This is a genomic window from Mesorhizobium sp. M0058 (assembly GCF_040323095.1).
Taxonomy (GTDB): domain Bacteria; phylum Pseudomonadota; class Alphaproteobacteria; order Rhizobiales; family Rhizobiaceae; genus Mesorhizobium.
The window spans coordinates 286,976-300,130 of record NZ_JAMYUQ010000003.1; the positions used below are offsets into that span (position 1 = coordinate 286,976).

A 13,155-nucleotide genomic window follows, 5' to 3' on the forward strand; every position below is an offset into this window, starting at 1 on the left:
ATGGCACAGCAAATGATTGGCCTCGGCGCGTCAGCGAACGACGGGACCGGGACGAAGGCGCGTGCCGGCGGGGACATGATCAACGACAACTTCACCGAGCTCTACGGCAGGGTTGCCGCCCTTGAAGCCGTAGCGCAGAAATACCGCTCGACCATCGCCGTGAGCGACGAGACGTCCGACATCACGACCGGGGCAGCCAAGATCACCTTCTATATGGAAGCGGCCGTCACCCTGTCGGAAGTGTTCATCGGGCTGTCCGATCCGAGCTCGTCTGGCATCGTGCGCGTCAATGTCAAAAAGGCCGGGGTGGCCATCTTTTCCACCAGGCCCTCGATCGATGCGACGGAAAACACCAGCCTGACCGGAACGGCTGCCGTCCTGTCGACCACCTCATTTGCCAAGGGCGACAAGATCACCATCGACATCGATGACGCGGGCACCGATGCCAAGGGGCTCAAGGTCACGCTGATCGGCGTCTACCAATGAGCTTCATGATCAACCCGTTCATCCTGGCGACGGGCGGAGGACCGCCTCCCGTAGGCATCGGGACGTGGAGCCTCGATTTTCTCAACGAGGTCTACACCAAGGATGCTGGCACAGTCGCGATTGCCGACATCGTTGACAAGCCGGCTCGCGTCGGCGCCAGCGGGCTTGAAATTCTGGACAACGATGTCGCCGGTGGCGTCTTGGCTATCGGGGATTTGCTCATCGACCTGATCACGGTGGATTGGACGATTGTGATCGAATGGGAGGAGTTATCAGGCGTCGACTACACAGAGTTGATCTACATCTGGGAGAGCGGCAACCATCACCACTTTGCGATCGACAATACCGGCTCTGGCACGATTGACGCCTATGACACGGGTTCAACCATCAGAGAGATATTCGACACCGGGGCTTATCTGACAGGCGTCCACAAGGTCGCCTTGACTCGAACGGATAGTCTTCTGTCCGTCTCGACCGATGGAAATGCTGTCGTTACCGACGCATCCGCTCAAAGTCTTGACCCACAGGAGATCGCGTCTTTCGGTGGGCCAAATGACGGGTCTTCTTACAAAGGATTTTTCATTCGCTCAATCACGCTGATGGCCCCTGTTGCCTATGCGGCGCTGCCGGGGCTGTCGAGCTAAACGGGCGGCCCGGCTCGAGCTTCCTTGACGGGGGAGCGGGTGCCGGGCCTTGGCCGACTAGGCGTCAACCCGGCGCGACACTGCCCCCGCTATTCGAACAATGCAACTTACGCGATCACGGAAAGGCACACACATGACCCGAAACCTGGCCGCTGATCTCGCGCGGCTCGCGCCCAACGCATCGAAAGCCATCATCTCCGGCATTGTCGCCAACCAGCATTTGCTGGACGAGGCAGGCATCAACACGCCGATCCGGCTGCGGCATTTCTTCGCCCGCGTCTGCGTCGAGACCGGCGGGATGCGCCTCCTCGAGGAAAATCTCTCCTATAGCGCCAAGCGGATGACTGAGGTGTGGCCGAAGCGATTCCCGACGATCGCCGCGGCAAAGCCCTACGCCAACAACCCGGCTATGCTGGCGGAGAAGGTCTACGGCGGCCGGCTTGGCAATAAGAAGCCCGGCGACGGCTGGGCCTTCCGTGGCAGCGGCATCCTCCAGACCACCGGCCGCGACAATTTCGAAGAGGTCGAGAACGATACCGGAGTGCCAGTCGTATCGCAGCCAGATTTGCTGCGCACCTTTCCCGGCGCGCTCAAGGCCGCGACGATTTTCTGGAAGAACCGCAACATCAACTCGCGGGCCGACAGGAACGACACAACTGGCGTTTGCAAGGCAGTGAACGGCGGTACGACCGGCCTGGCCGACCAGCGTGCATGGCTGGCTAAGGCGGAGAAGGTCTGGCCGGACAGCAAGGCGCTTGGCCTGCTGTCGGCTCCCGCGGCCGCCGCTGACCCTATTCCAGTCGTTCCCGATCCTCCGACGAAGGAAACCATCCAGGCCGTCCAGAACCGCCTGCGGGAACTCGGCTACAATCCTGGCGACTCCGACGGCAAGATGGGACCGCTGACGCGCGGCTCGATCCTGAGTTTCAAGAACGATGCCGACGGCCTCACGCCGAATGACACGATCGATGAGGCGTTCCTCACGGCGCTGGCAACCGCTTCACCGCGGAAGATGGCACCAGAGCGCGCCAATGCGACGGTTGCCGAAGTTGCCGGCAAGATCCCGGAGGCTCGAGTTCACTGGTGGACCAGGCTCGGCGCCGGCGCTGGCGGCGTAGGCGTCGGCGGCGTCGGTCTGCTCAATCAGGCAACGCCGGCCGTCGGCTACCTTGCGCCGGTGAAGGACTTCATCGGCGACGTACCCGGATGGGTGTGGATCTGCGCATTCGTCGGCGTCTGCGCGGTCCTCTATGTCGGCTCGCAATATGGAGCCAAGAAGGCGACTGAAGCCTTCCAGAACGGCGAGCGGCGCTGATGGTGCGGAGATGATCCTCGCACTCTTGGCTCCCGTGCTGGCGTTCCTCGGCCCAGTCTGGGCTTTCATGACGTCCCGCGTCGGCCTGCCGCTCGTCGTCGCCGGCGGCATCGTCTTCTTTTACGAAGGCGTGCCGATCGGGCCGCTGCGCTACATCCCCTATGCAGGGCCGGCGCTGGCCTCGCTGGTCGACGGCCGTGTCGATCGCGAATACGCCGCCGGTCAACTGAACGAGCGCCTGGTCTGGCAGGAGAAGCAGCGGCGCGCTGAGATCGTCGCGGCGGCTAAGGCAAAAGCCAAGCAGGCCGAGATCGACGCCGCCGCACAGGATCTCGCCGACCAGGCCGACGCCGACACCCTGCGCATCGCGGATCTCGAAGACCGCATCCGGCAACAGAAGGACGAAGACAATGGCCCGAGTGCGGCTGGTGACACTGCTGGCGCTTGCAAGTCTCGGCGCGGCATCCCCGCCAGGCTGTCAATCGGCATCGACGCCGTGGGTCGCTGACCAGCCGAAAAGCCATGTCGATCCGAGCGTGATGCGCGAATGTGGCCAGCTGGTCGATGTTCCTCACCGCTTCTTGCCCGACGATGAGGCAAGCCGACTTTGGGCCCGGGACCGCGCGACCTTCAGCGCGTGCCGGCGCCTTAACCACACCAAGGGCGTCACCATCAAGGCGCTGGTGAAATGAAGCGTCTCAACGGAGATTCCCCATGCTGACCCAGTTCCAAGTCCTCCTCATCGTCTTGATCGCGTTCTTCGCCGACCTTCTGTTCGGATCACGCGTGCCGCGCCAATGGTTCTACGGCGCGATCCTCATCATCCTGATCGTCCTGCTACTCTTGGGCGTGGTTCGATACTGAAGCGGGCCGGCAAGCTGTTCCAGCAGCAAGCCGACCCTGACCACCACTGATCGCGGGGGATCAATAGATGGCCGGGACTGACAATGCCGCGCGAGCGGTTTCCAACTCGTTTACAGACATGGCGTCAACCTAATGGCGGAAGACATGACAAATGGCGACGACATGACCCGGCAATTTGCCGACCCCTCGCAGGGTGCGATGAGCGAGCGCGTCACCAATATGGGCAGGCGCATCAACGACGTCGAAGTCGAGATGCGCTCCGGGTTTAGCCAGATCAACCAGTCGATCGCGGCGCTGTCCAACAACCTGGCCGAGCGGAACAAGACGCAATGGCCGGTCATCTTCCTCGCCATCGGCGTGGCGTCGAGCGTCCTCGGCTATTTCGTCACCCAGGCACTGACGCCGATCAGAGACGCCAGCCTCGACATGAAGGCGGCTATCGTCGAAACGCAGAAGTCAATCCAGGCGCTCGCCGCCAGCACCGTCTCGAGGCAGGAGATGGACTGGCGGGCCGCGCGCGGCGCCGAAGACCGGGCTCGATCCGAAGCCGCGCTGATCGACTTGCGGGCAACCACTGTCGGACGCAACGAATGGGGCGAGAAGAACCTCAGCCGCGATCACGATATCGCCAACCTTCGCGAGACCCAAGCCGCTTCGAATTTGAACGTTCAGCGACAGATCGATCAGATCCGGGGCGACCTGACCAGCTTCGCCTCGTCGCTCGGCAATGGCCGCGACACCTTTGCTGACATGAAGGCGGAAATTCGGCGCCTCGAGGAGCGGCTCGACGCTTGGCGCATGATCAGGCCTTAAACCGCTCGCCCACTGAACCACTCATCCTCCCCAATGCCCCGTTGTCCCCACTGACCTTCGGGTCGGTGGGGAACTTTTTTGCGTTTCTGGCTGGAATCGGGGGTAGGGGAAAGCTCGAAACCCTGTCAATTCGTGGCGTGGACAGGGCCAGGACGCGCGAGGAGGCCTTCTCGGGTAGTTGGTGAAGGCCGGGGGTGCATGACGCCTCTGTACGGGGCTCTAAAGCGAACGAGGGCGCACAGGCTCAGATCGTTTTTCCAACGCCGCCTTCCTTTTCAGCCACTCGCGTCGCTGTTCGGTCGCCGCCACATGTTGATCGAACTCGTCGCGGTGCGCTTCGATGAGCGCCGCGATGGCTACCAGCTCGTCCTTCATGCGCTCGCCTCGGTTTTGGCTGCGAGACCACCTTCCGAAGCCCTCCCACTCGATCTCGCGCTGTAGCGCCATTCGAGGGTCATCGCCCCACGTTCCCCACCGTCCCGCTGTATTCGAGCACGTCATGCACGTCATCATGGCTGTTCGCTGTTGGCCATAATCCTTCAATCGCTGGAAAAAGTCGCCTCTCGTCAGCGCCTTCACCTTCGAGGCATCTAGCCCGCACTCTGTGACAGCGGCTGATGAGCGCCATGGTAGGCAGGGCCGTTCAATGTGATCGACCGGGTCTTTCATCTCGTCCCTCTCCTGTGTTGTTGCCGATCTGGCACCAACCTGGTTGCAAAACTGGTGTAGCTCTCGCCTGCTGGTGTCGCCTGCCGTGCGTTCCCTGCCTGTTTGTTGCCACGTCGGTTACGATGAACCATTCTGGCGCGCCCCTCAGAATGGTCACGCAACGCCTTGCAATTCAAGACGTCAGCGGCTATTGAGGCGCCGATTGCTGCGGTAGCTCAGTGGTAGAGCACTCCCTTGGTAAGGGAGAGGTCGAGAGTTCAATCCTCTCTCGCAGCACCAGTTCATTCCTTTTATTTTAAAAAGATGCAGTCGCGAAGTCGGGGTCTCGTTGCGGACCAAAAAAGCCGGCTGACGTAAAAGTGCCAATCCCGCGCATCCAGCCGTGGCCCCCCTCGCCCGGAAAGATTGAGAGAAAGAGGCTCTACGGGGCCGGACGACTGCTCAACAAGTCCGGACCTGTCAACTCATGAACAGGCCGGACTGGCCGTATCCGGCATGCTGAACACTACCGCTCGCACGCTGAAAGCCAGCCGCCTCGTACGCATATCCACGACAAGAACACAGCTCGCCCAAGGACTTGCCATCGGCCGGCCATCATGATGCCATCTCGCCTGCGGAAGATAGCGTTGGGTTTTGGGGTAGAGAATGCTCTTTGGGCGAACGGCAGGTGCGACAGGGCGCATGTGCGCGGCACTTGCCGCGGCACTGGTGTGCCTATGCGCGTTTGGCCCCGCTTTGGCTGAAGAGCCGAAGGCGCTGAAAGGCGTCGCGCTCATCATCGGTCAGTCCGACTACCAGCATGTCGGCAAACTGCCCAATCCGGAAAACGACGCCCGCGCCATCGAGGAGATGTTCGACAAGCTCGGCTTCGAGACAAATGTCGCCACCAATCGCGACGCACGCAAATTGCGGCGCGATCTCGAAGGCTTCGTCGACGATGCCGAGGGCGCCGATGTCGCCATCATCTACTATTCCGGCCACGGCATCGAAGCCGGTGGCGAGAATTATCTGGTCCCTGTCGATGCCGATATTTCGGCACTCGACAATGCCGGCGAAAAGTTGGTGCCGCTGTCGTCCATCGTCGCCGAACTGAAGGCCAAGGTGCCGGTCACCATCGTTCTGCTGGACGCCTGCCGCAACGATCCGTTCCCGCCGGGCACGCTCTTGAAGCTGGCGCAGGGCGACGAAGGCAAGCCGATCGGCGCCGGCGGTCTCGGCGAAACGCGCGGCGTGGTTTCCCTGAAAGGCGGCGCCGAGGCCAAGGGCTCGGTCGACGACAGCCTCGGCCAGGTCATCGCCTTTGCCGCCGAGCCCGGCAAGGTTGCGCTGGACGGTCCGGCCGATGGCAACAGCCCCTATGCGGCAGCGATCCTGCGCCACATCGACACGGTGGGCGGCGAGGAATTCGGCACCGTTCTGCGCATGATCGGCGAGGAGGTCTATCTCAAGACCAACGGCCAGCAGCGGCCCTGGGTCAATGAGAGCCTGCGCCGGCTGCTCTATTTCGGCACCCCCGCCGAGGCGCCGAAAGGTGATGAGGGCGAAATCCTCAGGGAGCGACGCCAGCTCCTGCTGACCATCTCGACGCTACCCGATCCGGAGCGCCGCCAGATCGAAACCATATCGCGTGACGGCAAGGTGCCGATGGATGGGCTCTACGCCATGCTGAAGGCGCTCGGGGTCGACATACCCAAGGATCCGGCTGAGCTCGACAAGCTGCTGCGTGGCCAGACCGAACGGCTGAAACACGTGTTGGCTGAACGCGAGACTTTGAAAAACCCGGACCCCGAAATTGCCAGGCTATCGAAACTCGCCGAACAGGCGGTTCAGGAAGGCGCGCTTGAAGCGGCGCAGAAATTCAACGAACAGGCCAAGGCCCGCATCGGCGAACTTTCGTCTACGGTCGACCAGGCCGAGGCCGAGCTGAAGGCAAAGCGGCTGGAATTCGCAAAGGTCTTCGCCAGCAGTGCCAGGACTTATGAAATCTCCTTCAACTTCAAGGAGGCGGCGCAAGATTACGCCAAGGCCTTCGAGCAGGCTGCCAAATGGAGCGACGAAGACGCGTTCTACTACAAGGCGGCAGAGGCCAACGCTCTGTCGGAACAAGGGGACTTCTCCGGCGACAATGCGTATCTCGCCCAGGCCCTGACAGCCTATGAACAGGCATTGACCTATGTCACCCGCGAAAAGTTGCCGCTGCTTTGGGCGGCCACCCAGAACAATATGGGCGCCACGCTTGCTACGTTGGGCGAACGGGAAGCCGGCCGCGAAAACCTCGACAAGGCAGCTGCCGCCTATGAGCAGGCGCTGACCGTCTATACGCATGACGCCTACCCCGACGACTGGGCATCGACCTATGGCAATCTGGGCACGGTCTACTGGCGGCTCGGCCAGCGCGAGAACGGGACGGCGCTTCTGGAGCGGGCTGTCGCGGCCTTCCGCTCGGCGCTCGAGGTGCAGTCGTTGAAGAAACTGCCGCTGGAATGGGCGGCGACGCAGAACAATCTCGGCATCGTGCTGTCCGAAATCGGCGACCGCCAGACCACATCGGACAGTTTCCGCGCGGCGATCGAGGCGCATCGTGCGGCATTGACGGAATACAGCAGGGAGCGCGTACCGCTCGACTGGGCGCTGAGCCAGGTCAATCTGGGGGCAGCGCTCTATCGCCTTGGTGAGCGCGAAAAGGATATCGCGACCATGCAGCAGGCGGTTGCTGCCTATCAGGCGGCGACCGGCGAAATGACCAGGGAACGCGCGCCGGCGCAATGGGCGACAATCCAGAATAATCTGAGCACGGCGCTGGAATCGATCGGAACCATTAACGGCGATGTCGCCACGCTTGAGCAGGCGCGCGACGCCGCCCTGGCATCGCTTACGGTTTGGACGCGCGAGCACGCCGCGGCGAGCTGGGCCAACGGCCAGCTGACGCTCGGCAACGCATTGCAGCGCCTCGGCGCCAAGCAGAAGAACAAGGAACTGCTGATGCAGGCAGCCACCGCGTACCAGGCCGCTCTGTCCGAATATCCGCGTGAGAAACTGCCGCTTGACTGGGCTTCGCTGCAGCAGAATCTGGGATCGGTCAACGACACGCTCGGCGATCTCGATACGGGAACCGATTACTACATGCAGGCGGTGACCGCGTATCGTCAGGCATGGGAGGTCTATACCGCAACCGCCGCGCCGGGCGAGTTCGCTTCGATTGGTTACAGCCTTGCAGGCACGCTATCGAACTGGGGCGAACGCGCGGGGGACATCTCGATCCTGCGGCAGGCGATCGATGTCTACGGTCAGGTGCTCAGGGTTCGCACCCGCGACAAGGACCCAGTCAATTGGGCCAAGACGGAATTCCGCCTCGGCTGCGCGTTGATGATGTCAGGCAAGCTGGCCTCTGACGATCAACTGCTGCAGCAATCGGTCGACGCGCTGCGGGCGGCGCTCGACGGGCAGACGAAAGGCGGTGATGTCACGGAGATCGGCCAGACGCGGCGCGTGCTCGGCCAGACCCTGTCGATCCTGGGCGACAATACATCCAACCTGGACTTGCTGGCGCAAGCAGCCGACATGCTGGAAGCCGCGCTCCCCGCCTACTCCAAGGACGCCGACCCGGAGGAGTGGGCCAATATCAACTACGACCTCGGCTTTGCCCGCTACAGCCAGGGCCGGATTGGTGGCGACGCCACGTTCTACGCCAAGGCCGTGGAGAGCTTCGAGACGGCAGCGCGGATCTACGACGGTTTTCCCGACCGCATGCAATGGGCGCGCACCAAGGGCGATATCGGCAATGCCTTGCTGATGGCCGCGGACGGCAAGGACGTCGAGTTGCTCACCCGCGCGATTGCCGCCTATGACGCAGCGCTCAGCGTGGTAACGCGCGAGAATGCGCTGGCTGTCTGGGAGAACAATCAGAACAATCTCGCCGGCGGGCTGTCGAGTCTTGGTTACTGGGCGAACGATGTCGGCAAGCTGAAACGAGCCGCTCAGATCTACCGCGACCTCGCCACGGTGCGAACGATCGCCCGCGATCCCGATCTCTGGATCACCAACCAGACCAGTCTCGCGCAGACGCTGAGCATGATCGCGGCCCGCGAGCCTTCGGCTGAATTGTACGAGGAGGCGATTGTCGTCAACCGGGCGCTTGCCGAGCAGCTCGGTCGCGACCGCGATCCCGAACGTTGGGCCAATGCGCGCAACGAGATGGGCTATGCCTTGACCATGGCCGGCCGCGCCGAAAACAATGTCGCGCATTTCGAGGAGGCGGTGTTGGTCCTGCGCGAGGCGATCGTGGTGCAAAAGAAGATCAATTCGGTGCCGGCTGTCGCCTTCACGCAGGACAGCCTGTGCGACGTGCTGGTCGATCTGGGCGCCGCCCACAAGGACAAGGCGATGGCACAGGAAGCGATCGCCGCATGCCAGGACGCGCTCGTCATCTTCCGTGACAAGAAGATGGACGATCTCGCCGCCGGTTCCGAAAAGAACCTCGCCGAGGCACAGGCGTTGCTGGCCGAGTTGCATTAATCCGAGCCCGCGCTCCCGGATGCGGGCGAATGGTGGGCACGCCCAGCGTTCACGCTGTTGCGCAAGCAGATGTCACCGGCTCGCCATGGCATGACAGAGATGCGATGTGGCAGTATCGGCTTGTGCGCCGGTCGCCACCCGTCATTCAGGACGACAGGTAATCATATTCCGTTGGAGCGCCAGATGACCCTATTCACCCGCCGCGGGCTTCTGAAAACGGCTGCGGTTGCCGGCGGTGGCGGCGTCGGGCTGGCAGCAATGACCAGGCTCAGCGGTTGGGCAGCTGTCACACCTGAGCCGGTGGTGCTCAAGACGGCAAAGATCCAGGCCAGGTTCATGGATGCGGGCGAGACCCGGGATGTCCTGACGTATGGTGAATCAGGCATGCCGCCTGTACTGCGGATGAAAAAAGGCGAGCCCTTTGCCGCGCGTCTCGTCAACGCCATCGACGACCCGACGACCATCCATTGGCACGGCATTCGCGTTCCAAACAAGATGGACGGTGTTCCCTTCCTAGTTCAGCCTTACGTCTATACCGGCGATCATTTCGACTACGCCTTCACGTCGCCCGACGCCGGCACGTTCTGGTATCACCCGCATTGCAACACGCTGGAGCAGATGGGCCATGGCCTCACCGGCGTGATCGTGGTCGAAAACCCCAACGATCCCAAATTCGACGCCGAGGCAATCGTCAATCTGCGCGACTGGCGCCTCGGCGACGACGCGCAGTTCATCCAGCAATTCCGGCCGCGCGATGCCGCAAAAACCGGAACCTATGGCACGGTGCGCACCGCCAACTGGCTCGACCAGCCGCAATTCGACGCGCCGGCCGGCGGGTTGGTGCGGCTGCGGGTCGCCATCACCGATGTCACCCGCATCTACGCGTTTCGCGTCGAGGGTGCGGAGGCCGCGGTCATCGCGCTCGACGGCAATCCGGTGCCGCAGCGTTTTGCGCCCGATGCCTTGCTGCTCGGACCGGGGCAGCGCATGGAGCTCGCCATCCGCATGCCTGACCAGGAGGGCGCGATCGTCAGCCTGGGCGACATCAGGGGCACCAAACCCAAGGTCCTCGCCACCTTGCGCGCCACCGGCAGCTCGCTCAAGCGCGACCTGCGCGACCTCGCACCGCTGGAAGCCAACCCGGTGCCGGAGGTGGATCTCGCCAGCGCGAAACACATCGCGCTCTCGCTCAGCGCCACGGCGGAAAACGTGCCGAGCGACAGCATATGCGGCACGCTAGGCTACTCCTTCTGGGCCATCAACAAGGTACCGTGGCCGGGCGACACGCCGGACCCGACCGCGCCTTTGGCCGAGCTGAAGCTCGGCAAAAGCTATGTCATCGACATGGAGAATTTGACGCCGCAATCGCATCCGATGCATATGCACGGCATGAGCTTCAAGGTGCTGTCGTCGTCGACACGCCAGGTTCAGCCGGTCATCTCCGACACCTATCTCATGCAGCCCAACGAGAAGGTTCAGCTCGGTTTCGTCGCGGACAATCCCGGCGACTGGCTGCTGCACTGCCACATCATCGAACATCAGAAAACCGGCATGACGAGCTATATCAGGGTGGTTTGACGCCGAGGCGGGTCAATCAGCCTCTACTGGGGTTGGCCTCACCTGCCGGGCCTGTTGCCGGAGAAATTGCCGCCGTCCGCTGGTTTCGTTGGCAAAGCGGGGCCGTTCCCTGCTATTCCCGCCTGCAATCAAGAAGCCGTGGACACGCTTGCATGACCAATGTCGCCCTGACCGGACTGGCCCGCGATCTCGCCAGGCGCGCCGCCGAGGGCCGCCCGGTGCGCATCGGCGTCATCGGCTCCGGCGAAATGGGCACCGACCTGGTCACGCAAGGCATGCTGATGCCCGGTATCGAGATCTGCGCCATCTCGACGCGGCGTCCGCACACGGCGCGCGACGCCATCCGCATCGCCTATGGCGACGAGGCGATGGCGGTCGAGGCCGACATGGGTTCGAAAGTCACCGCGGCGATCGAGGCCGGGAAAATCGCCATCACCTCGAACGAGATGCTGGTCACCAATCCGCTGATCGACGTCGTGATCGACGCCACCGGCAAGCCTGGTGTCGCCGCCGATTTCGACTTGAAGGCGATGGAGCACGGCAAGCACCTGGTGATGATGAATGTCGAGGCCGACGTCACGATCGGCTGCTACCTCAAGCAGCAGGCAGACCGGCTCGGCGTCGTCTATTCGGTCGGCGCCGGCGACGAGCCGTCGAGCTGCATGGAGCTGATCGAGTTTGCCTCCGCGCTCGGCTACACCATCGTCTCGGCTGGCAAGGGCAAGAACAACCCGCTCAACCACGATGCCGTTCCGGATGACTATCGCGAGGAAGCCCTTCGCCGCAACATGAACCCGCGCATGCTGGTCGAGTTCGTCGACGGCTCGAAAACCATGGTCGAGATGTGCGCCATCGCCAACGCCACCGGGCTGGTGCCCGATGTGCCGGGCATGCACGGGCCCAAGGCCGACCGCGACCAGCTGGCCAAGGTGCTGATACCGCGCGCCGATGGCGGCATCCTGTCGAAGAAGGGTGTTGTCGACTACACGATCGGCAAGGGTGTGGCGCCGGGCGTCTTCGTCATCGTCGAGGCGACGCATCCGCGCATCGTCGAGCGCATGGACGATCTGCATATCGGCCACGGCCCCTATTACAGCTTCTTCCGGCCCTACCATCTGACCTCGCTGGAAGTGCCGCTGACGGCAGCGCGTATCATGCTCTACGGCCGCCCCGACATGGTGCCGCTGCCGAAGCCGGTGGCCGAGGTCTGCGCGGTCGCCAAGCGCGATCTCGCCACGGGCGAGACCTTCGATGCCATCGGCGAGACTTGCTACCGCTCCTGGACCATGACCGTCGAAGAGGCGCGCGCCAATCTGGCAGTGCCGGTCGGCCTGCTCGAAGGCGGCAAGGTGCTGAAGCCGGTCAGGAAGGGCGAGCTCATCACCACCGACAACGCCACACCCGACCGCACGACCAGGCTGTTCGCTTTGCGCAAGCTGCAGGATGAGATGCTGTACGGGAGCTGAGATTGGATGACAGGCCAGTCGGGCTGGCCTTGTCATGACAACTCCCTATGTTGTAGTGGCACCGAACGGAGGCTCAGGATGAATCTCCAGATCAGAGACCCGCGCGCCCGTGACCTCGCCCGGCAGCTTGCCGAAAAGCGAAAGATTTCAATGACCGAGGCGGTGATCGAGGCGCTCGAATCCGAGCTTCAGCGCGAACGTGAACGAGTTCCGCTGGCTGAGCGGCTGGCCGCCATATCGAACGATCTGAAGGCCAAGGCGGGAAGCGGCGGCAGGGATTTGACTAAGGATGAGATCGACGAGATGTGGGGACATTCCTGATGTTCATCGACACCTCGGTGGTGATCGCTGTCCTCGCCGGAGAGGAAGACGCCGCCGATTGGAGCCGCCGGATCGGGCAGGCCTCGATACGGATAACATCTCCGCTGGTCGTGCTCGAAGCGGCGATGCGGCTTTCATCGAAGTTGGTGGTGGAGCCGCTCTTCGCCGAAAAGGCGATAGAGGACTTCCTGCGTGTGGCCGAGATCGAGGTGGTTCCGATCGAAATCGGTGATGCCAAGCTCGCGATCCAGGCTTTTTCGAACTATGGCAAACGTCGCGGCCACCCGGCTCAGCTCAATCTCGCTGACTGCCTGTCATATGCCTCGGCAAAAAGCTGTGGGATGCCCTTACTCTACAAAGGGAAAGACTTTTCCCACACCGATCTGGCCTGATCCTACTCCCCCAGTTCCACGATTCGGCCAGCAGCTTCGTCAGCCGCTCCCGCCCAGCAGGCCAAATGCTGCCGCGCTCGCGCCATGGGCTG

At 62.7% G+C, this 13,155-nt stretch carries 12 protein-coding genes and 1 tRNA gene; 12 read left to right on the forward strand and 1 reads right to left on the reverse strand.

Features of this window, described 5'->3' with window-relative positions:
- From NKJ75_RS06760 to NKJ75_RS06785, 6 genes are all read left to right on the forward strand, one after another.
- Window positions 1-486, forward strand: coding sequence for a hypothetical protein (locus tag NKJ75_RS06760; protein WP_352499466.1), 486 nt, complete (start codon window positions 1-3; stop codon window positions 484-486).
- Window positions 483-1,130, forward strand: coding sequence for a hypothetical protein (locus NKJ75_RS06765; protein ID WP_352499467.1), 648 nt, complete (start codon window positions 483-485; stop codon window positions 1,128-1,130). The genes NKJ75_RS06760 and NKJ75_RS06765 overlap by 4 nt, the downstream gene beginning before the upstream one ends.
- Before the next feature lie 133 nt (window positions 1,131-1,263).
- Window positions 1,264-2,445, forward strand: a complete 1,182-nt coding sequence (locus tag NKJ75_RS06770) for a peptidoglycan-binding protein (protein ID WP_352499468.1) — start codon at window positions 1,264-1,266, stop codon at window positions 2,443-2,445.
- Between the two features lie 10 nt (window positions 2,446-2,455).
- Window positions 2,456-2,953 carry a hypothetical protein gene (locus NKJ75_RS06775; protein ID WP_352499469.1) on the forward strand — a complete coding sequence of 166 codons (498 nt, stop codon included), beginning with the start codon at window positions 2,456-2,458 and terminating at the stop codon, window positions 2,951-2,953.
- Window positions 2,954-3,159: 206 nt separating this feature from the next.
- Window positions 3,160-3,309 carry a hypothetical protein gene (locus NKJ75_RS06780; protein WP_352499470.1) on the forward strand — a complete coding sequence of 50 codons (150 nt, stop codon included), beginning with the start codon at window positions 3,160-3,162 and terminating at the stop codon, window positions 3,307-3,309.
- A gap of 144 nt (window positions 3,310-3,453) precedes the next feature.
- Window positions 3,454-4,122, forward strand: a complete 669-nt coding sequence (locus tag NKJ75_RS06785; protein WP_352499471.1) for a hypothetical protein — start codon at window positions 3,454-3,456, stop codon at window positions 4,120-4,122.
- A 219-nt stretch (window positions 4,123-4,341) separates the two neighbouring features.
- On the opposite strand, the gene NKJ75_RS06790 is transcribed toward NKJ75_RS06785, so the two are convergent.
- Complete coding sequence (locus NKJ75_RS06790; protein WP_352499472.1) at window positions 4,342-4,497, reverse strand: hypothetical protein; 156 nt, start codon at window positions 4,495-4,497, stop codon at window positions 4,342-4,344.
- A gap of 498 nt (window positions 4,498-4,995) precedes the next feature.
- On the opposite strand from NKJ75_RS06790, the gene NKJ75_RS06795 reads away from it, so the two are divergent.
- The 6 genes from NKJ75_RS06795 to NKJ75_RS06820 all read left to right on the forward strand — a co-directional run bounded on the left by NKJ75_RS06795 (window position 4,996) and on the right by NKJ75_RS06820 (window position 13,063).
- Window positions 4,996-5,070 (forward strand) — tRNA-Thr (locus NKJ75_RS06795).
- A 366-nt stretch (window positions 5,071-5,436) separates the two neighbouring features.
- A complete protein-coding gene (locus tag NKJ75_RS06800; protein WP_081726077.1) occupies window positions 5,437-9,306 on the forward strand; it encodes a caspase family protein in 3,870 nt (1,289 codons plus the stop codon).
- Between the two features lie 183 nt (window positions 9,307-9,489).
- Complete coding sequence (locus NKJ75_RS06805) at window positions 9,490-10,884, forward strand: multicopper oxidase family protein (protein WP_352499473.1); 1,395 nt, start codon at window positions 9,490-9,492, stop codon at window positions 10,882-10,884.
- A gap of 152 nt (window positions 10,885-11,036) precedes the next feature.
- Window positions 11,037-12,350 carry an NAD(P)H-dependent oxidoreductase gene (locus NKJ75_RS06810; protein ID WP_023834060.1) on the forward strand — a complete coding sequence of 438 codons (1,314 nt, stop codon included), beginning with the start codon at window positions 11,037-11,039 and terminating at the stop codon, window positions 12,348-12,350.
- A 78-nt stretch (window positions 12,351-12,428) separates the two neighbouring features.
- Complete coding sequence (locus NKJ75_RS06815) at window positions 12,429-12,671, forward strand: type II toxin-antitoxin system VapB family antitoxin (protein ID WP_023669292.1); 243 nt, start codon at window positions 12,429-12,431, stop codon at window positions 12,669-12,671.
- A complete protein-coding gene (locus NKJ75_RS06820) occupies window positions 12,671-13,063 on the forward strand; it encodes a type II toxin-antitoxin system VapC family toxin (RefSeq protein ID WP_352499474.1) in 393 nt (130 codons plus the stop codon). The genes NKJ75_RS06815 and NKJ75_RS06820 overlap by 1 nt, the downstream gene beginning before the upstream one ends.
- The last annotated feature ends 92 nt before the right edge of the window (window positions 13,064-13,155 follow it).